Source organism: Pantoea sp. CFCC18179, assembly GCF_059412405.1.
Genome location: NZ_JBNBPM010000007.1, coordinates 68103 through 89309, shown reverse-complemented (window position 1 = coordinate 89309; position 21207 = coordinate 68103). Strand labels below are relative to the sequence as shown.

Here is a 21207-nt window from a genome sequence, read left to right as displayed (position 1 = left end):
CTGTAATGAGAGTGATGCGATTCTGGCGTCAATGGATGCTGTGTTTGATGGTGATGTTTTTTAGCGCGCAGGCAGCCGCAGATGGCTGGAGCACTTACAAAAGCCGCTTTATGGGCAGCGATGGTCGCATCAGCGATACGGCGAACAACAATGTTAGCCATACCGAAGGCCAGGGCTACGGCATGCTGTTGGCGGTGGCGAATAACGATCGCGCCACTTTTGACCTGCTGTGGCAGTGGACGCGCACTCATCTGCGTAATCCGCAAAACGATCTGTTCTACTGGCGCTACACGCCGGGAGCGGCCGATCCAATCGCGGATAAAAACGATGCGTCGGATGGCGACGTGCTGATCGCCTGGGCGCTGCAACGTGCGGCGCAGAAGTGGGGCGGCGATTATCAGCAGGCTTCAGATCGCATTCAGCGCGCGGTGGTGAAACTGACGGTGGTGAATTTCGGCGGCCACAAAGTGATGCTGCCGGGGGCGCAAGGTTTCAATAAAACCAGCTATGTGGTGCTCAATCCCTCTTATTTCCTGTTCGCTGCGTGGCGCGAATTCGCGGAGCACAGCCATTTGCGCGTGTGGAATGAGCTGATCGACGATGGCATGGAATTGCTGGGAAATATGCACTTCGGCAAAACCGGCCTGCCGCTGGATTGGGTGGCGTTGAATGCCGATGGTTCGGTGGCGCCGGCGGTGGGGTATTCCAACCGCTTCAGCTACGACGCAATTCGTATTCCGCTGAACATCTGGTGGTACGATCCGCAAAGCCTGCGTCTGGTACCGTTCCAGCGTGTGTGGCAAGGCTCTGCGCGCATGACCACACCCGCCTGGTATGATGTGCTCGGCAACCAGCCTGCACCGTACAATATGGAAGGTGGCTTGCTAGCGATTCGCGATTTGACGCTTAACCAAACCGGTTATCTCAGTGACCGCTTGGCCGCCGATCAAAACTACTTCTCCGCCAGCCTGCAACTGCTGACCTGGATGGCGTATCAGGAAAAGCGTTAATTCTATTGCTGGAAACCAGGTCGCCATAAATGGCGACCCTACAAAATCGGCTCTTCACTTACAAGGCCACCATTTATGGTGACCTTGTTTATTCAGGCACGGTTAAATTCTCACGGTTTTGTCTCAATCTCACAAGTTCCAGCTTTTTGTTGCTAACGATCAAAGTGCTTAAACAAGCACGAATGCACTTTGTCATGCTAAAATGTATAGACAAAAGTGTATTGCATGATGCAAACGGAACTGGAGTTTGAGTGGGATCTTATGAAGGCGGAAAGCAACTTCCGTAAGCATGGTATCCGCTTTGAAATCGCTGCCCGCGTATTTGATGATCCCTTTCATTTGTCTAAGCAGGATCGCTTTGAAAACGGTGAATATCGCTGGCAAACCATCGGTAATTTATTAGGACAAATCATTATCCTGGTCGCCCATACTGTTCGATTTGAACAAGGCAGCGAAATAATCAGAATCATCAGTGCACGTCCCGCTACGCGCAATGAGAGGAGGCGCTATGAGCAAGGTTCGGTTTAAACGCAGCGCGTTACCGCCATTAACGGATACGCAACAAGCTGAGTTGGAAGCGCTTAGTCAAAAGCCAGACGCTGAGATTGATTGCAGTGATATCGCTCCTTTGGGTGAGGAATTTTGGGCCTCCTCTTCCAATGGACGATTCTATCGGCCGGTCAAAACACAGGCTTCAGTCAGAATTGATGCCGATGTGTTGGAGTGGTTGAAAGCGCCGGGGAAAGGATATCAAACGCGCTTGAATGCCATTTTACGCGCTGCGATGCTGCGTGAAATGCAAAGTAAATAGCGCAGGGCGGCTGAACGCCGCCATTATTTAAAATCCGCATACGGCGTTAACGGCTGTGGCGGCATATCCATATCTCCGTTCCAGCCCGCCATCGAATAACGCATGAAAATCAACCCATGACTTGGGGTGTAATCCTTGGCTTGCTGAATATCCATCGCCAGGCCAACCGACCAATGCGGTGTGATACGGCGCTCGACCAACGCTTGTACGGTGTAACCAAAACCGTTGCCTGAGCCGTTATCTGAAGTCGGATTTGATGCCAGTGCGTAGCCCGGATTAACCGGATAGCGCTGCTGGCCATCGGTTTGCGATTGTGACCACGAAACCGAGCCACCGAGATCAAACGACCAATTCTCGGTACGCTGGCGATACGTCACCGGCACCGACAGCGAGAAGTATTCCTGCGGACTGTAATAGCCGCCCTGGCCGAAGGTGTAATCGCTCAAATCTTTCTGGTAATGCCACAGCATGCTATTCAGGCCAACGGTGGCGCGGCGATTATCTTCGTTGATCAGCTTGTAGTAATAACCGGCCATCAGACGTTCGCGGCTGTTATCCGCAACGTTTTCACCGCTGAGTTGATGCGCACTCAAATCAGCCCACACGCCATTCGCGCCGCCCTGATCGTAACTCAATCCCAGCGAACCGCCGGTGGCGACCACGCCGCCCCAGGTTTTGCCGCCGTTGGCCGCCGGATCGCGTGCGCCGGCGAAAGCCAGCAACGAACTGGAAATCGGTCGGCGTGATGCGGTGAAGGTTAGGCCGAAATCATCGACATCGGTTTTCCAGCTGACGCCGCCAACCCAATTGGTGACTTCAAAACCGAGCGGTGTGGTGCCGAGATCGGCTGACCAGCGATCGTTGTGCCAGCCCACGCCAACGGCGGTGCCTTCATCGCGCTGCGTGAGATCGCGGCTGCATCCGCCGGAATTGTCATCGTTGCAGCTACCAAAGCGCTCGCTGTGACTGCCGTTGGTGGTGGAGAAAGTGCCCGCCGAAACCAGCACATGATCGACGCGCACGAAACTGCGTCCGTCGGCCAACGGCGTTTCCGCCTGCATCATGGTGGTGTGCGCGGTGAAATCAGAGGTGCCGCCATTGCCTTTGTTGCGCGAGTAATCCTGCTCCAACGTAAACGTGGTGTCTTGCTGGCGATAAAGATCGGCGGCGTCACTGCGGATGCTGCGTTTCAGCCAATCGTCTTGCACCTGGTTGCGCGTCAGCGCGGTATAACTGTCGTTATCTGCTGGCACAGCGGCGCTGATGCCGCTGGCGGTCATGGCTAAACGATAATCTTGCTGCGCCAGCTCTGGCTGCTGCCGCTGGGTTTCCAGCCGTGCAGCATCGCGATAGGCCAGCGCTTTCTCCTGCGAAGGCGCAAGTTTGTCGGCGCGGGTTTTCAGCTGAGTAAACAACTGCTGCGCGCGGGCGTTATCGCCGCTGCTTTGCCACGCCAGCGCCACGCGACGCGCGGTGTTCACGCTTTGCAGCACGACGCTATCCGGCAAGGTTTGTAGCGCCTGGCGCGCCTCCGCGTTGCGCTTCAGTGCCAGCAACGCTTCAATCCGGCCCAACGCGGCATCGCTGTTTTTACTATCTTGCTTCAATACATGCTGATAACTCGCCAGCGCGCTGTTGGCATCACCGCGCTCCAACGCCCAATCGGCGAGGCGGATATCGCGACGAATCGACGCCGGTTGCTGTTTCAGCAGCGCGATGGCGGCTTGCTCTTTGCCTTGCGCGCGTAACGTATCGGCGCGCGCAAACACTTTATCTTGTTCCAGACGATCGGCCAGCTCATGCATATTGCTGTCCCAGCGCGCCTCGGGCAGTCGATGCAAGGTCGCCAGCGCTTTGTCAGCTTGATCGCCGGAAGAGAGCCACAGCGCGGCCGCATACAGCGCCGTCGCATCTTGCGGATGCTGGCGCAGCATGGTTTCAATCACCTGCGCACCTTGTGATGCTTCTCCGCTGCTGCGCAGTGCGGCTGCCAGGCGATAAGCCAGCCAGATGTCGTCAGGATTTTCCTGTGCCGCCTGACGATATTTCAACGCCGCTTGATGCCATTGGCCTTGTTGCGCCAGCGCATCGGCTTCTGCCAATAACGCATCGGTATGCAGTTGTAATAAGCGTCGCTGCGCCGTGCTGTTGCTGCGATCAAGACGTAGCGCCTGCTGCCAATATTGCTGCGCTACGTTGCTGTTTTTGCGTGCCTGCGCCACATCACCCAAACCGATCAGCGCCCAACTGTCGCGATTATCCAGCGCCTGTGCGCTGCGATATTGGCGTTCTGCGCCCGCCAGATCGCCTTTTTTCAGCGCCGCATCACCGTTGTTGATCGCCAGCCAATAGCGGTTGGTTTGCAGCAGCGATTGCCACTTGCCGATCTGCGTGCTGGCCTGACCGGCTTTGATGGCTTTTTCCAGCCAGCTAATGGCGTCCGCACGATTATTGGCGCGCGCCTGCGCCTGGCCCATCGCGCCCATCAGTTCGGCATCATTGGGATTGGCTTTCAGTGCGGCATTGAGCGCGGCAATTGCGCCCGTGCCGCCGCCCGCATCAACCAAAGCCAGTCCGCGCATACGTTGACGATACGCCGGATCGGCAAGCAGCTTTTGCTGACGTGCCAACTCTTGCTGACCGCGCTGTTGCGCATCGCCTTCGGTAAAGGTTTGCAGATATTGTTGCAGGCTGGCGACGCTACGTTCACTCACCGGCTGATTCTGGATTTGTTGTAACCACAGCTCGGATGCGGCATCGCGTCCGCCGTTGCGATTGGCCAGGCGTTTCAACTGCGTCAGCGCTTCGCCCGGTTGATTGTTATCAAACGCCATGCGCGCCAATTGCAATTCCACGCCGATATTGCCCGGATAGCGCTGCTCCAGCGCTTGCAGTTGGTTGTAGGCACGCTGCTGTTGGCCGGGCAAACGCGCCACCAGGCGCCAATATTCCAGCTCGGTATTCACATCGGGGAACACGCCGTGGAACAGGTTATCCCACGCGGTTTTCGCTTCTTCAACACGTCCGGCGGTCGCCAGCAAACGCGCTTGCTGCAACTGCTGACGGCCTTCAGCGCTGATCAGCCGCAAACCGGTTTCAGATTCACGCGTCGCGGCATCATTCGGCGCGATGCGTTTCAACTGATCCAGCAACTGCTGCGCTTTGGCCTGATCGCCCTGACGCAGCGCCATGCGGATTTGCGCCGCCAATACTTGCGGATTATCGGGATCGATTTTTTCCAGGCGATACAGTGATTGCTGCACCAGGTCGATTTTGTTGGTCGATTCGCCGGTACGGATCTGCATCAGCAGCCACTCGACCGGCGCCACCTGCGGGCCGATGGGCGCGGCGGTTGATCCCGCCAACACGCCCAAGGTGCTACCAATCAGTAATCCGAGTTTGAGCTTATTCATCGTCATCAAGTTCGGCTAAACGACGACGGCTCACCATGCGCATTAAACGCCATGCCATCAATGCAAACAGAATCACCACCAGGGTGGCGCAAATCGCCAGCCATACCGGATGGGTCGCCAGCAGGTTCCACAAGCGTTCCCACCACGGCAAATGACCGACGAAATAGGTGTCGCCGACACGCACGCTGGTGACGCCCGATTCACGAATCACGCTGGCCGAACCAAACACTGCCGCGCGTTTGCCGCTGTCGAGCAGCGCGTTATTCAGCAAATCCCAGCCGCGTGGGCTGTCTGCCATTAACGCCACCACGCTGCGTTGATCGTTAAACGGTGACTGGAAGCCGACAATCGCGCCCATCGGCCCGCGCGAACTGATGGTGGTTTGGCTTTCGACGGCGCGATCGCTGGCAGAAACCGGCACGTTCGCGGCGGTAATTGGGCGCGATGGCATGTTGATCCAACTGCGTGCCGCATCAGCCAGCAGGTTGATCTTGCTGTCATCTTGCAGATCTTTTGGCAGGTCGCCGATCATCAGCAGATCGGCATCGCTGGCTTTGGCTTTGCTCCAGTCATCGCTCATCTGCACGCGCAGCGCGGGATAACCGGTTTGTGCGCCGATGCTGCCGAGCGCATTCAGCAAGGTGCTGACTTGGTTATTGCTCGGCTTCGGCTGCACCAGCACCAGCGTTTGCGCCAGATCGGCGTAGCGGCTGTAAGGGAAGCCTGCATTGGCGTACGCCGCCAGCGACGGCATTTCGATGTAGTGACGATAACCGGAGAAATCGATGCTGGAGTTGTCGTCGATCACCACGTGATGACCCACCGCGGTCACCGTTTCGCAGCGACCATCGGCGGTGCCGCCAATAAAGGTGTTGGCATAATCAAAGTTGAAACGTAGCTGATTGACCACACCAAGACGCAGCGCTGGAATGGTCAGCTGGCGATTGCTGTCCTGCAAACCCTGCATCAGCGGAATACGCATCAGCTGCTGCCCGGCGGTATCTTTCGGCGTCAGTGGATAATCCTGCATGAACTGATTGTTGAGGTGCACCGCCAGGCGTGAACCATCCTGCTGAATCGGCGAGGTGTAACGATAATGCAGATCCATATCGATGCCGCGTGCGCGCACCAGGAACAGATCCGGCGGCAGATTCAGCGTCAGGCTAATCGGATTCGGCTGCAAACCGTCGCCTTGTAGCTGGTTTTGATACTGCGTCAGCTCGGCGAAGGTGGTGCGGCGATCGGTGCGCACCCAGTTTGGTGCATCGTAAGCCTGACGCGGTGCCAGCAGTTTCACGCTATCAATGGTTGAACTGTCGCCACGCAGCAGCAACTGGCCTTGCGAGATCCCTTCCACAGCGGTAAGCAGATCGTTGTCATCACGACCCAAAATCAGCAGCATTTTTTCGTAGGGATTGTCGGGCTGATTGACCATCTGCACCGTTGGTTTATCCACTGGCGGCAGATCTTTCAGGAAGTCTGGGCGATGGTCATTAGTGGCAAACACAATGGCGTGCTGCGCTTGCGGCAATTGGTTATACAGCACCGGGAAGGATTGGCCGCGCCACTGCGCTTTGCTGCCAAACCAGGAAGCCAAAATGCCCGCCGCGCGTTGCTGCACTAAATCCGGTTGCGCGCTGAACACCATCGGCAACTGCAACGGACGGCTATCACGCGTATCAAAGAACGGTTCTGGGAAGTGCGACAAATCGTTCTTCAGCGGCAGTTTTTGCAAGGTCAGATCGAGTTTGCTGTCTTTGCCGATATCCAGCCAAATGGTGCTATTCGCCGGGTTTTCACACACGTTGGCGTAATGGCCAACCAGCTCCAGCCGCACACGGTTGAAGTCACTGATGAAGCGCGGATCGATAGGGAGTTGCGTTTGGTTCTCTTTGCCGAGTTGGTCAGCGGTGACCGTCACCAAACCAACCAGTTCATCGTTGAGATAGACCTTAAGCTGCGACAGCGTAGGAATTAGCGCGGGCGAGGGACGATAGCTGAGATTGAGCAGCGCGCGTGTCACCACTTCATCGCTGCGCACACCGAACTCAATCTGACTGCTCGGCTCGGTGCCGCGCAGCGTCATGCTGCCCGGCGGCGGTGCGACCTGGTTAAAGACCAGTTGGCTATCACGCAGCGGCGCTTGCGGATCGAGCAGATCGTTCACCACCGGCAACGACGTTTGCGCAGTGGCGCGCGGCGCAGGCGGCGCGTCGGGCTGTGGCGCGGCGTGGGTGGTAGAAACGCAGCCCAGCAGCAGGGCGGTGAACCAACTCAGTTTTCTCGTCATGGTCATATCATCAACTTAAGTGAAATCGGTTTTGATGGTTGCGGGCGCGCGGCCAATGCGTTGCGGCAGCAATGTCGCCAGCCAGCTCACCAATGCGGTGAGTCCTCGGAATAATCGGCGCAGCGGCGCGGGACCGTACTCGGCCAGACGCAGATAGCCTTTGAAACCCAGCACCATAATATCGGCCAGACTTTGCACCGGTTTATCTTCTGGGAAGCCGTCCTGCCACAGCGCCCAGGTATCGGCGCGGGCGAAGGTGCATTGAATAAATTCGATGTGCTGGCGGGTAGAGAGTTGATGCAGGCGAATACCGGCGCGACGGCCAAACACACGCTGCACCTGGCACGGGAAGCTGAACTCTTGCTGACCGCGACGCAGCAGCAGCCACACCGCTTCATCCTCTTTCAGCGCATTCTCTTCACGCAGTTCCACGCCGACGCCGCCATCGGAATAGTCGCGCAAGGTGCACGGCACCATGTGACCATCCTCGCGCGCAATCGCCGCTGGCATGGCGATCTCCACGCGGTGCGCTTCACGGATTTGGCGTGCTTCCACCGAAACTGCCACCGCGCCGCCAAGAATAATCATGTTGTACAGCACCCAAACCAGGCTGACCCAAATGGTGAGCATTTCATTCGCCGGGCCATACGCCATGCGCCAGAACGCCATGCCGATGCCGGCGAGATTCAACAGCACCAGCATCATGTACGGCTTGGTGATCACCCAATCCAGATGGCGTTCGGTGACCAAACCCCCTTTGGCAGTAACGTTGAACTTACCTTTGTGCGGATTGAACAGCGCCACCGTGGTAGGGCGCGCGATGTACCACGCCAGCACGGTTTCATACACTTCGCTCCAGAACGAATGCCGCCAGCGGCCCTGAATGCGCGAGTTGGTCAGGCTGGTGTGCAGCATATGCGGCAGCACGTAAATGGCGATCGCCAGCGCGGGCGCGTAGATGATGTAAGCGTGACAGAGCAGAAACGCCAGCGGCGCCAGCAGGAAGATCAAACGCGGAATACCAGCAAGGAAATGCAGCATGGCGTTGGCGTAACACAGGCGCTGCACCAGCTTTAAGCCTTTGCCGAACAGCGGGTTATCGAGGCGGAAAATTTGCACCATGCCGCGCGCCCAACGAATACGTTGCCCGATATGCGCCGACAAACTCTCGGTCGCCAAACCCGCCGCCTGCGGAATGCGGATATACGCCGAGGTGTAGCCCTGGCGATGTAAACGCAGCGAGGTGTGCGCATCTTCCGTCACGGTTTCAACCGCAATGCCGCCAATTTCATCCAATGCGCTGCGACGCAATACGGCGCAAGAGCCGCAGAAGAAGGCCGCATCCCAGGTATCGTTGCCGTCCTGCACTAAACCATAAAACAGCGAGCCTTCGTTTGGCGTTTGGCGGAAACGGCCCAGGTTGCGTTCGAACGGATCGGGCGAGAAGAAGTGGTGCGGCGTTTGCAGCATCGCCAATCGATGATCTTTCAGGAACCAGCCCATGGTGAGTTGCAGGAATGAGCGGGTTGGCACATGGTCGCAGTCGAAAATTGCCACGTAATCGCTGCGGCAAGCGACTTTCAGCGCATGGTTGATGTTGCCGGCTTTGGCGTGTTCGTGCGTGGGGCGCACCACATAATTGATGCCGACGCTGGCGGCAAATTCGCGAAACTCGTCGCGCGTGCCGTCATCGAGAATATAGATGTTGAGCTTATCCTGCGGCCAGTCGATGCCCATCGCCGCATAAATGGTCGGTTTCACTACGCTGAGCGGTTCGTTGTAGGTCGGCACCAAAATATCGACGCTTGGCCACGAGGTGATTTCCGGCGGCATGGAAACCGGCTGGCGATTCAGCGGCCACAGCGTCTGGAAATAACCCAGCACCAGCACCGTCCACGAATAGGTTTCCGCACCAATCAATAGCAAGCCAAACGTCAGGCTGAGCGGATCGTCCCAATTCAGCGTTTCGGTATAACGCCACCACAAATAGCGGCAGGAAATGGTCAGCGACAACACGATCAACATGATGGTGGATAAACGACCCGGCACGCGCCGCACCAGCATCGCCAAACCCCACAGCAGCAGCACGAAGACAAACTGGGTGGTAATGCCGAACGGTTGCGAAATACACAGCAGTGCCAACAAGCTGGCGACAATCGCTGCCACGATAAACAGCAGCTGGCGCATGCGCGATGGCAGCGCTTGCAGCTTCTGCTCCGAGCGTTCACGCAGACCGGTTTCCGCTAAGCGGGCGGGAATCGATCCCAACCATTGATACAGCCGCTGCCGCCAGCGGAACAGCGGGCCAAAGGCGTTAAAGCGTTGGCGCTCGTTATGCATTGGCAGCACCAGCATCAGCCACAGGCTTTGCAGCGCATAACGCAGCACATCCAACGCGCGCGGGCGCAGTGGCGAAATGTTGGGATAATAGCGCTGACGCTGTTGCAAGATACGTTGCCAACTGGGCGATTCCAGCCGCAGCAGCGACCAGGCCAACACGCACCACATCAGATGCAGCGCGGTGGTTAAGCGGCCCGCGCCATGCTGACGCGCCACCTGCGCGCGGTTATGTAGCGCCTGCCACGCTTGCGGTAGCAGCAACCAACGCAACGGATTCACGCTGCGCCTCCCGCCACGTGCAGCAACAGCCAGTTGGCCAGCGTGTTGATCTCATCACTCGCCAGCGCATGCGGGCGATATTCGCCAACCGGCTGCTTCATCATCAAGGCTTCCGCTAGCGCTTCATCGCGATGAATCACTTGCGGAATCAGGTTGTTGAGCGAGTTAATCCATAACTGATGCAGATCTTGTTGCAGTTGGCTGTTGGCGTTGAATTGGTTAATCAGGAACAAGGTATGCGGCAGGAAACGTGGATGATGCAGACGCAATTGGCAGTTGGCATCCAACGTCAGCACTTGCAGCAGCCGATCGGCCGCCAGCAAAAACGCGCGATGCCACGGCAACAGATCCGCTGGGACATCGAAAATAATCCAATCGTACTGTGATTTCAGGGCCGGTAAAGCGTGCAGCAGCGGCGCGGCAAAATCCGCATCAGCGGCATTAAAGCGTGCGACTTGCGTTGAAGATAAATGGCCAAACGGCAGGAAATCGAGTCCGTTTTGATAGCGTTGCGCACTATTTTGCCACGCTTGCTGCTCAAGCAGCGCGGACGCCCAGCCGGAAGCATTATCCAGCGGCAGATTAAAATGGGCGGCGAGTTGATTTACCGCTGAAAGATCAATCACTAACACCGATTGTTGCAGCGCATTTAGCGCCCAGCCTAACGCCGCGCAGAGCGAAGTCGCGCCACAACCGCCGCGTAAACCCTGAAGTGCAATGACGCTCATTGGCGATCCCACTCCTGCGCCGCAGTTAATTCACGCAGCAAAGGCCAGCGCGCCATAATAGTATTCAGTCGCGCTTCGCGAGCAATATCAATGTAGTGAAATGCTTTTAACGAAAAAGCATCACTCAGCGCATTAATGTCATCGTGATCATCGCTGGTGGATGCGATCAACGAAAAGGCATTTTCAGTTTTCATTACTTTTTGCCACCGAAAAACAACAACGGATGAATTGTGGTTCTATTTTTTGTAAAGTTTAAGCCTGAAGTAAAGGCAAATGCTATGCACAGATCAATGTGATTCGCATTAAGTCGCTATTTTTTATTTCAGCAGTTCCAATCATAGTCGTCTAGATTAAACTAGCCTGGATTGTACAGAACGTGAATCAAATATGAAAAATCACTACGCGCTCGGACTGCAACAGGTGCAGCAGGAATTAAACTCCCTGCAAACGCCTGGATTGTATTGGATCACTTGTCAGCGTCAGGAAGACGCAAGAATATTGTTGCGTCAGGTAGTTAGCCAGCAAAATGCCGCTACGCTGATTAGCGCTGCGGATAAACCGCAGGCACTGATGACGCCCGATCCGGCGGATGGTCCCGCGCGTATGCCGTTATTTTCGCTGCCAGCGAATAAAGCCAGTTTACAGCAGTTAGAAAGCGATTTTGCGCGTGTTCTGGATAGGCACAGCGGCTTAGTGCTGTTTTATAGCCACGCTGAACTGTGGGCAAAATTATCGCCAGACGAACTGGTAATTTGGCTTAAACGCATGCGGCGCATGTTAATCAATAAACAAATCACCTTGTTAATGATCGCCTCCGGCACGGCAATAATTCACTTGCGCAATCATCTGCAAGGTTATTTTCGCCAGCTTGATGGTGTCGCACATTTAGATTTTCAACAAGATAGCTGGCAATATCGAATTAATTGGTGGTACTCCGCCGATAAATTGTTGGCCGATCGCGCGATACGCTTGAGTTGTATCGAAGATCAATTTATTGCCGCCAATGAAAGCGAGCAAAATATCCCATTAAGCCTCAACGATGAAAATCAATTCCTCGCGCAAGAAAGCGTGCTGGAAGGCGCGCCGCCGCTTTCTGTGCAGTGGCAGATGTTTAGCGATAACGAGAGCGTGTTTTCGCGTGCCCAACAGGCGAATGCCGCCACGGTGATCTTTAGCCTGGCCCATAATCAGGACATCAATTCGTTAGCGAAGATGGTCCATAGTTTGCGCCGTTCGCGTGGTAGCGCGTTGAAGATTGTGGTACGCGAAATGAGTACCACGCTTCGCTATAGTGATGAACGATTGCTGCTGGCTTGTGGCGTCAACGCCATCGTGCCAACAGCGGCCAGTTTGTCGCGCTTTCTTACTACGCTGGAAGGCATTCAGGGGCAGCAATTCTCTCGTCATGTGCCGGCCAATCTCAATGCGTTGATGCAAGCGCTACAACCGTTGCAGCAGAAAGGTTATTTGCCGTTGGAGGCGTTCTGTGCGGCGGTGCAGCAGTTGATGAGCAACACGCTGCTGCCGGAAAACGATAAAGGGTTGATGGTGGCGTTGCGTCCCGTGCCGCAATTGAAGCCGGAACAGATTCTGACGTTATGCAAACCGCGTCGTTTTGGCGATTTGGTGACGTTAATTAACGATCGCATCTATTTATTCCTCTCTTCCTGCCGATTTAACGATTTGGATATCGCGCTTAAATCGATTTTTTCGTTGCCGCACGATGAGCTATTCAGCAATCGCATGGTGTGGTTCGAAGACAATCAGATCCTGTCGGAAGCGCATAAAATTCGCCAGCTCACACCGGTGGTCCAGCGCGATGTCAGCACCGAGCCGATCGCCGCGCTGCCGCAGCCCGCACACGCAGCGGAAACGGTGCGCAGTGCGCAGACGCCGCAACCGATTAGCCTCAATCTCAATGGAGTAAGCCGCCCATGACACTGATGGACTGGGTGCAGGTGGCGATCCTGCTGTTATTGGTTTTGCTGTTTCTGAAATCGCTGTTTGGCCGCGGATTGTCGCGCAGTCGCAGCAGTTCGCTGATGCGTTTGCTGCCGACGCGTGCATTGAAATCAGAAGGGCAGTGGCAACGCAAAGTGAAAAAAACGGATAAACATGGATAACACATCTTCAACGCTGCGCGGTTCGTGGTGGCGCGGTCTCGGCGGCTGGAATTTCTATTTCCTGATTAAATTTGCGCTGCTGTGGTACGGCTATTTGAATTTCCACGCGCTGAGCAATCTGGTGTTTCTGGCGTGGCTGCTGTTCCCGTTGCCTAATCTGCGTTTGCACCGCCTGCGCCACTGGATTTCGCTGCCGATGGGTTTTGCGCTGTTCTGGCACGATACCTGGCTGCCGGGACTGAGTTCGATTATGAGCCAGGGCAGCCAACTGGCGGGCTTCTCGACGAGCTATCTGCTCGATCTGGCTAATCGCTTTATCAACTGGGAAATGATCGGCGCGGGCTTTGTGCTGCTGGTGCTGTATCTGTTTGTCGCACAGTGGATTCGTGTCACCGTGCTGGTTTCACTGATGCTGATCTGGCTCAACGTGCTGACCATTGCCGGTCCGGCGCTGAATTTGTTGCCAAGCAACGCGGCCACGCCCAGCGTGAAGCTGGACAATGCGCCAGCGGCGAAAGCGCCAGACGGCCTCGATCAATCCGCGCCGCCTACCAGCGCCAATCTCACCGCGTGGCTTAACCGCTTCTACGACAGCGAGCGCCAGCGCGTCACGCATTTCCCGGATGCGCTGCCTGCGGATTCACAGCCGTTTGATATTCTGGTGATCAACATCTGTTCGCTGTCGTGGTCAGATTTGAACGTGGCGCAGCTGCGCAATCATCCGTTATGGCAGCACTTCGATATCCTGCTTAACAATTACAATTCCGCCACCGGCTACAGCGGCCCGGCAGGGATTCGTTTACTGCGCGCCAGTTGCGGCCAAAGTTCGCACAGCGACCTGTATAAAGCCACCGACGCGCGCTGCTATCTGTTTGATAATTTAGCGAAGCTGGGCTTCAAGCAGCAGTTGATGATGGATCACACCGGCGTGTTTGGTAACTATCTCAAAGAGCTGCGCGAAGAGGGCAATTTACAGGCACCGTTGATGTCGCAGGCCGGCATCGCGCCGGAAGTGACCTCATTTGATGGTTCGCCGGTATTCAATGATGCGCAGTTAATGCAGCGTTGGCTCGACGATCGCACTAAAAGCAGCGATGCGCGCAGCGCCACTTTCTATAACCTGATTCCGCTGCATGACGGGACACGCGAATTGGGCAGCACGCGCAGCGCCGATTGGCAGCCGCGCGCCAAAGTGCTGTTTGATCAACTCGACGCCTTCCTGACGAATCTGGAGAAATCGGGCCGTCGCGTGATGGTGCTGGTGGTGCCGGAACACGGTGCGGCGCTGCAAGGCGATAAAATGCAGATGTCGGGCTTGCGTGACATTCCAAGCCCGGATATCACGCATGTGCCAGTCGGGATCAAGTTTGTGGGTATGAAAGCGCCGCATCAAGGTCAGCCGCTCAGCGTGGATACGCCAACCAGCCTGCAAGCGATTTCAGAGATTGTTTCACGCGTGGTGGATGGACAAGTGTTCAATGCGCCGAACGTGAATATGTCGGTGTTGACCGATAACCTGCCGCAAACGCCGGTGGTGTCTGAGAACGACAATGCGGTGGTGATGATGTATCAGGGCAAACCGTGGATCCGCCTGAACGGCGGTGATTGGGTGGCTTATCCGCAGTAAAACCGATAGTGATCAGAGTGGGCGGCCCGTTGGGTCGCCGTTACAATGCGATGGCATCTTTCCTGCATTTTTCCGAATCCTCCTCTAAATCACCGAACTCGGCCATTTTTCGCCTTTATCCCGGCGAAATAACCCCATGACCTGAGATATACTCGCTGCGAATTTCATCTAACCACACGGCTAAAGTAGCCTGGAGAGGTTTTGTTGCGCGTCAGTCGTTCTCTAACGATCAAGCAGATGGCGACGGTTTCCGCCGTGGCGATGGTGACCATCAGCATCTTTATTGTCATCCAACTGTTCCACTTTGTGCAGCAGCGCAGGATTGATTACGCCCAACAAATGGAAAATGTGGCGCATACCGTGCGTCAACCGCTGACTGATGCGGTGATTAAAGGCGATATTCCCCAAGCAGAACGTATTCTCAACACGTTGAAACCGGCGGGGATTTTATCGCGCGCCGATGTGGTGCTGCCGAATGCGTTCCAGGCGCTGCATGCCGATTTTGCGCCAGAAAAACCGGTGCCGCGCTGGGTGGCGCGCCTTTTCGAGCTGCCAGTGCAAATCACATTGCCGCTCTACTCCGCAGAGCGTGCGGGATTGCCGAAGCCGATTGCTTATTTAGTGTTGCAAGCGGATTCTTCGCGCGTCTATCAGTTCCTGCTCAGTACCTTGTCCACCATGATCACCACCTATTTGCTGCTGGCGCTGATTCTTTCCGTGGCGATCAGCTGGTGTATCAATCGGTTGATTGTTCATCCGCTGCGCAATATTTCGCGTGATTTGCAGGAACTGCCGCCGCAGGCGATTCTGACTCACAAGCTGCCGCTGCCGCATAATCATCGTGATGATGAAATCGGCATGATGATCCGCAGCTACAATCGTAACCAGCAGGTGCTGGAATCCATTCACGACGAAATGAGCCGCATGACCACGCATTTCGCCGTCACCGATTTGCCCAATCGCGCGCTGTTTCTTGCGTTGCTGGAGCAGCACATCAGCCATCGAAGCAACCGCCAGCCGTGGGGCTTGATGGTGATTCGCATTGAGACGTTGCAGGAAGCCAACGGCGTGTTGAGCGATGAACAGCGCGATACGCTGATGCTGACGCTGGTCGAGAAGATTCGCAGCACGGTGGACGATCATTCGCTATTGGCGCAAACCGGACCCAGCGATTTCGCCTTGTTAATGAAGCGCGCGCACAATCCGTTCCGCGCTATGCGTCTGGCGCGCAGCTTGATGATTCGCATCAATCAACCGGTAAACCTGCAACAGCTCCAGCTCAGACCGAACGCCAGCATTGGCCTGGCGCTGCATGAAGAGAGCAGCATCGCGGCCAGCGAGCAGTTGGATCGCGCCACGTCGGCGATGATGTCGGCGCGCCATCAAGGCAAAAACCAGATTCTGTTCTTCGACCCGGCGCTCACCGAGCGGGCGCAAAAGCGGTTAACCCAGGAGCATGACATCTTGCAAGGTTTACAGGACGAGCAGTTTGCCCTCTATTTGCAGCCGCAAATCAACATGGAAACCGGTGAATTAGCCGGTGCCGAAGCACTGCTGCGCATGCGGATGCCAGACGGCAGTTACGGTTTGTCGGAAGAATTTATTGCTAGCGCCGAAGAGATAGGCGTGATTTCAGCGATTGGCCGCTGGGTGTTCGAAGAAGCGTGCCGCATTATCGCCGGCTGGCAGAAGCAGGGCATTAACATCCCGTTGAGCGTTAATATTTCAGCGGTGCAACTGCGTGATGCCAGCATGGTGAGTCATTTGCAGGGCTTGCTGGAGCGGCATCGCATTGCGCCAGGCAACTTCGTGCTGGAAATCACTGAAACCGCGCAAATTGGTGATGCAGAACAAGCCATCGCGCTGCTGCGTTTATTGCAGCAAACCGGCGTCGCCGTGGCGCTCGACGATTTCGGCATGGGCTATTCCAACCTTAACTATCTGCATCAGTTCAAAGCGCTGCCGGTGAATAAGTTAAAAATGGACCGCAGCTTTGTTTCCGCGCTGCCGGATGACGACACCATGGTGCGCATTGTGGCGGCGATTGCCGACATCATTCATCTCGATGTGATTGCCGAAGGCGTCGAAACCGCCGAGCAACGCGATTGGCTGCTGGCGCGTGGAATTACTATAGGACAAGGCTACTTATACGCTGAAGCCCTACCGCTGGTGGTCTTCAATCACCGCTGGCTCAGAACCCCGCAACTCCCTAAATAATCACCTTGGTTATTGATTTTCCTTGCAAAATTCAAGCGAAGCGCGGTGCTGAAGCGTTTCAGTTCATAGTTAGAGTTTTGTAACTTTTGTAAGGAATGTTAGGGGATATTAATCTTGTTAACAGGGTGTTATTTTCCTCGCCATCGGTAAGGTTTTACGCTTCTGGCGGCTTGCCGCATGCGTTCTCCACAACAATGGCGGTGCTAACCGTCTTACTGGACACCTGTTATGAAAATCTTAAAAAGCCTCTATTTTCAGGTACTGGTTGCCATTGGCATCGGCGTCCTGTTGGGCCACTTCTATCCTGAGTTAGGCGCGCAAATGAAGCCGCTTGGCGATGGATTCGTTAAGCTGATCAAGATGATCATCGCCCCCGTTATTTTCTGTACGGTGGTGACCGGTATTGCCGGCATGGAGAGCATGAAAGCCGTTGGACGTACTGGCGCGGTTGCGCTGCTGTACTTTGAAGTGGTCAGCACCATCGCGCTGATTATCGGTTTGGTGGTAGTCAACGTGGTGCAGCCGGGTGCGGGCATGAACGTTGATCCGGCTACGCTGGATGCCAAAGCGGTAGCGGTTTATGCACAACAAGCGGAACAACAAGGCGTGGTTGCCTTCCTGCTGGATGTGATTCCGAATAGCGTTATCGGTGCCTTCGCCAGCGGCAATATCCTGCAAGTGCTGCTGTTCGCGATTCTATTCGGCTTCGCCCTGCATCGTCTGGGTAGCGCCGGTACCGTGATGTTTAACGTGATTGAAAGTTTCTCCAAAGTGATTTTCGGCGTGATCAACATGATCATGCGCCTTGCGCCGATCGGTGCCTTTGGTGCCATGGCGTTTACCATCGGTAAATATGGTGTGGGATCGCTGGTGCAGCTCGGTCAGTTGATTATCTGCTTCTACATTACCTGTGTGCTGTTCGTGGTGGTGGTGCTGGGATTAATCGCGCGCTTTGCCGGTTTCAACATCTTCAAGTTTGTTGCTTACATCAAAGAAGAACTGCTGATTGTGCTGGGGACGTCTTCATCTGAATCTGCGCTGCCGCGCATGCTGGATAAGATGGAGAAACTGGGTTGTAAGAAATCGGTGGTCGGCTTGGTAATCCCAACCGGGTACTCGTTTAACCTCGATGGCACTTCGATTTATCTCACCATGGCGGCGGTGTTTATCGCGCAGGCGACCAACGCGCATATGGATGTGTTCCACCAAATTACCTTGCTGGTGGTGCTGCTGCTCTCCTCGAAAGGCGCAGCGGGCGTAACCGGTAGCGGCTTTATCGTGCTGGCGGCGACGTTGTCTGCGGTGGGACACTTGCCGGTTGCTGGCCTGGCGCTGATTCTCGGTATTGACCGCTTTATGTCCGAAGCGCGTGCACTGACTAACCTGGTCGGTAACGGTGTGGCGACCATCGTGGTAGCGAAGTGGGTCGGCCAGCTGGATGAAAATCAGTTGAACGCGACGCTTTCTTCCGGGAAAAAGGTGAATAAGCCATCAGAAACTGCCGTATAAACGCCCATTTGCGTTAAATTGCTGAGAAATGCCCGCTGTCGCTTGCCCTGACAGCGGGCATTTGCATAATAAACCCCATTGATTTTTTTCCCGATTTTTTGCCTCGTTGCGCGACATCCTGACCTTCTTGTGGTCAAAGAGTCTGTTCTTAAATAAACGTGGCGGCAAAATGCCGCGCCGGTCACCCCAGATGTGGCCGAACATGCCGCGCTAACGAGCGTTGATCTGTTTGATTAGGGGTTCACATGCAGGGCACCAGAATTCGGCTTTTGGTTGGCGGATTGCTACTGGCAGCATCCGGCTTTGGCGTGCACGCCGAGACGCTCCAACCCGATCCCGCCTGGCAAGAAGGCAAACTGGACAATGGTTTTAGTTGGCAACTGCTTACCACACCACAGCGTCCGAGCGATCGTATTGAGCTGCGCCTGATTGTTAACACCGGTTCGCTGGTGGAGAGCGCACAACAAACTGGCTATAGCCACTTATTACCGCGTTTAGCGATGGTGCATAACGCCACGCTGGACACCAATCAGCAACGTGCGCTGTGGCAACAAGCCATGGACCCGCAACGTCCGCTGCCGCCTGCAATTTCGTCCTACGATTACACCCAATACAACCTGAGCTTGCCCAACAACCGCCCAGATTTGCTGAAAGAAGCGCTGAGCTGGCTGGCGGCAACTGCCGGGAAAATGACGATTAATGAGCAAGTGGTTTCCACCGCGTTGACGGCAAATGATCCGATCGCCACCTGGCCGCCGAATACGCAAGATGTGTGGTGGCGCTATCGTCTGAAAGGTTCAACGATGCTGGCGCACGATCCCGGCGAGCAACCGCGCGCGCCGGTGGATATCGCGCAGCTCAACAGCTTCTATCAGCAGTGGTACACGCCGGATGGCATGACGCTGTATGTGGTGGGTAACGTTGATAGCCGCAGCATGGCAGAGCAGATCAACAAAGCCTTCTCGCCGCTAAAAGGTAAGCGCGTCGCACCGGCCGCAATGCCAACCTTGTCACCGTTGCCGCATCAGCCAGTGAATCTGGTTAATGGCGGGATGAATCAGGATCGCCTGTCGCTGGTGTGGGATACGGCATGGCAGCCGATTCGCGATTCGCAGAATTTGCAGCGCTATTGGCAGAGTGATTTGGCGCGTGAAGCGCTGTTCTGGCATGTGCAACGTGCGCTGGCGGACAGCAAAGCGCAAAGCGTGCAGGTTGGTTTTGATTGTCGCGTGCTGTATCAACGCGCGCAGTGCTCAATCAACATGGACAGCCCGAATGCCTCGTTGCCGCAGAACATGAATCAGGTGGCAAAAGAGTTGGCGGCGGTACGTGACAAAGGCTTGCCGCAAGATGAATTCGATGCGTTGATGGCGCAGAAGTTGTTGGAACTCAACAAGCTGTTTGCCACTTACGCGCGTACCGATACTGATATTTTGATGGGCCAGCGTCTGCGTTCGCAGCAAAATGCGGTGGTGGATATCGCGCCGGAGCAGTATCAGAAACTGCGTCAGGCTTTCCTCAGCGGCTTAACGCGCGATCAATTGAATCAGGAACTGCGCCAGCAACTGTCGCAAGAATTGACCATGGTACTGATTCAGCCGCAGGGCGAAGCGGAAACCAATGTGAAGATGCTGCAAGAAGGCTGGGACAAGGTGATGAAGTTGCCTGATCCGCCAGCGGCGCCAGCCAATCCCGACGATGTGAAAGTCGATAGCGGTAATGCCGGCGCAGTAACCGATCCGGCGCCACCGTCTTCGTAATGTAAGGGCGCATTAAAATGCGCCCTTATGCTAATTCTGAGCGAATGGGTCACCATAAATGGCGACCCTACGAAAAGCGCGCTATTCCGTTGTAGGGTCGCCATTTATGGTGACCAAAAAGCTTAATTGACGAGTGTTACGCCAAAAATGGTGCCCCTACGTTTTAGCACGAAGCCATTCCGTTACCAGCATCGGCCAGCTGGCTAAAGGCAAATCTGCCACGCCGCGAATACCAAATCCGTGCCCGCCTTTCTGATAGAAGTGAATCTCAACCGGCACCTTGTGCTCGCGCAGCGCGCTGAAGAACACCATGCTGTTATTCACCGAAACCGACTCGTCGTCCGAAGCGTGAATCAGCAAGGTCGGCGGTGTTTGTGCGTGTACGCGCGTTTCCAGCGAATAGGCATCAACCATTCTTTGATCCGGCCACGCGCCGAGCAAGCGGGTGCGTGATCCTTCATGCGCTAACCCTTCGCGCATGCTGATCACCGGATAGAGCAGCACCATCGCATCCGGGCGCGGCGAGAAGCTGTCGGCTTGATCTTGCACCGGATAGAGTTTTTCGCCGAAGCGGGTGCCAAGGCTGGCAGCCACGTGTCCGCCAGCGGAAAAGCCCATCATCACGATGTACTTGCCATTCAAACCACGCTGCGCACGTTCACGCAGCACGCGCATCGCCCGCTGCGCATCGGCCAGTGGCGCGTCTGGACCTTCATGATGGCCATCGTACGGCAGACGATAAGTCATCACCGCCAGCGTATAGCCCATTGAGGTGAAGAAGGTGGCGAGCGCGCTGCCTTCGCGATCAATTAATACGCGCTGATAACCGCCGCCCGGCGCGACCAGCAAGGTGATGCCGTTCGAGGTTTCGGGATGCCAGATAGCGATTTCCGGGCAACGCACGCCAGTGGCAGCGCGGTCATAAGGTTCGTACTCTTTGGCGAGATCGACGATCTGCGGCTGAGCGCGTGAATCGCTCGCGCCGGGCGCATCACCGTGTGGCCAGATGTTGATAATTTCTGTGTGCATAAGTCAGTCCTGAGCGAGTCATGTTGTCGTTATTTTTTCGCGGCCGGAGTAACAGCGTCCTGCTGTTGTTG

The 21207-nt window shown here is 55.7% G+C and carries 15 protein-coding genes; 9 read left to right on the top strand and 6 right to left on the bottom strand.

Annotated features, from left to right (window positions below):
• Nucleotides 1-5 precede the first annotated feature (5 nt).
• From ACPUC7_RS14720 to ACPUC7_RS14710, 3 genes are all read left to right on the top strand, one after another.
• Nucleotides 6-1010 (top strand): family 8 glycosyl hydrolase, encoded by a 1005-nt coding sequence (locus ACPUC7_RS14720; protein WP_343553949.1) that lies wholly within the window; start codon nt 6-8, stop codon nt 1008-1010.
• A gap of 228 nt (nt 1011-1238) precedes the next feature.
• Nucleotides 1239-1538: a BrnT family toxin gene (locus ACPUC7_RS14715; RefSeq protein ID WP_494923603.1), complete on the top strand. Its 300-nt coding sequence runs from the start codon at nt 1239-1241 to the stop codon at nt 1536-1538.
• Entirely contained in the window at nt 1519-1821 is a 303-nt protein-coding gene (locus ACPUC7_RS14710) for a BrnA antitoxin family protein (protein WP_494923481.1), read from the top strand. Before ACPUC7_RS14715 ends, ACPUC7_RS14710 begins: the two co-directional genes overlap by 20 nt.
• Nucleotides 1822-1844: 23 nt before the next feature.
• On the opposite strand, the gene bcsC is transcribed toward ACPUC7_RS14710, so the two are convergent.
• The 5 genes from bcsC to bcsR are packed head-to-tail and all read right to left on the bottom strand — an operon-like array spanning nt 1845 to nt 11065.
• A complete protein-coding gene (gene bcsC / locus ACPUC7_RS14705) occupies nt 1845-5234 on the bottom strand; it encodes a cellulose synthase complex outer membrane protein BcsC (RefSeq protein ID WP_494923480.1) in 3390 nt (1129 codons plus the stop codon).
• Nucleotides 5227-7530 (bottom strand): cellulose biosynthesis cyclic di-GMP-binding regulatory protein BcsB, encoded by a 2304-nt coding sequence (gene bcsB, locus ACPUC7_RS14700; protein WP_494923479.1) that lies wholly within the window; start codon nt 7528-7530, stop codon nt 5227-5229. The genes bcsC and bcsB overlap by 8 nt, the downstream gene beginning before the upstream one ends.
• A 9-nt stretch (nt 7531-7539) precedes the next feature.
• A complete protein-coding gene (gene bcsA, locus ACPUC7_RS14695) occupies nt 7540-10143 on the bottom strand; it encodes a UDP-forming cellulose synthase catalytic subunit (RefSeq protein ID WP_494923478.1) in 2604 nt (867 codons plus the stop codon).
• A complete protein-coding gene (gene bcsQ, locus ACPUC7_RS14690; protein WP_494923477.1) occupies nt 10140-10871 on the bottom strand; it encodes a cellulose biosynthesis protein BcsQ in 732 nt (243 codons plus the stop codon). The genes bcsA and bcsQ overlap by 4 nt, the downstream gene beginning before the upstream one ends.
• Nucleotides 10868-11065, bottom strand: coding sequence for a cellulose biosynthesis protein BcsR (gene bcsR, locus ACPUC7_RS14685; protein WP_343553943.1), 198 nt, complete (start codon nt 11063-11065; stop codon nt 10868-10870). Before bcsR ends, bcsQ begins: the two co-directional genes overlap by 4 nt.
• A 193-nt stretch (nt 11066-11258) precedes the next feature.
• On the opposite strand from bcsR, the gene bcsE reads away from it, so the two are divergent.
• The 6 genes from bcsE (at nt 11259) to ACPUC7_RS14655 (ending at nt 20107) form a co-directional block, all read left to right on the top strand.
• Complete coding sequence (gene bcsE, locus ACPUC7_RS14680) at nt 11259-12809, top strand: cellulose biosynthesis protein BcsE (RefSeq protein ID WP_494923476.1); 1551 nt, start codon at nt 11259-11261, stop codon at nt 12807-12809.
• Nucleotides 12806-12994, top strand: a complete 189-nt coding sequence (bcsF, locus tag ACPUC7_RS14675; protein WP_343553941.1) for a cellulose biosynthesis protein BcsF — start codon at nt 12806-12808, stop codon at nt 12992-12994. The genes bcsE and bcsF overlap by 4 nt, the downstream gene beginning before the upstream one ends.
• Complete coding sequence (gene bcsG / locus ACPUC7_RS14670) at nt 12987-14621, top strand: cellulose biosynthesis protein BcsG (RefSeq protein WP_494923475.1); 1635 nt, start codon at nt 12987-12989, stop codon at nt 14619-14621. Before bcsF ends, bcsG begins: the two co-directional genes overlap by 8 nt.
• Before the next feature lie 204 nt (nt 14622-14825).
• Entirely contained in the window at nt 14826-16838 is a 2013-nt protein-coding gene (gene hmsP / locus ACPUC7_RS14665) for a biofilm formation regulator HmsP (RefSeq protein WP_494923602.1), read from the top strand.
• Nucleotides 16839-17066: 228 nt separating this feature from the next.
• Entirely contained in the window at nt 17067-18347 is a 1281-nt protein-coding gene (locus ACPUC7_RS14660) for a dicarboxylate/amino acid:cation symporter (RefSeq protein WP_343553939.1), read from the top strand.
• A 245-nt stretch (nt 18348-18592) separates the two neighbouring features.
• Entirely contained in the window at nt 18593-20107 is a 1515-nt protein-coding gene (locus ACPUC7_RS14655) for a M16 family metallopeptidase (RefSeq protein ID WP_494923474.1), read from the top strand.
• Between the two features lie 156 nt (nt 20108-20263).
• Here ACPUC7_RS14655 and ACPUC7_RS14650 read toward each other — a convergent pair whose 3' ends face one another.
• Nucleotides 20264-21136: an alpha/beta hydrolase gene (locus tag ACPUC7_RS14650; RefSeq protein WP_343553937.1), complete on the bottom strand. Its 873-nt coding sequence runs from the start codon at nt 21134-21136 to the stop codon at nt 20264-20266.
• Nucleotides 21137-21207: the final 71 nt, after the last annotated feature.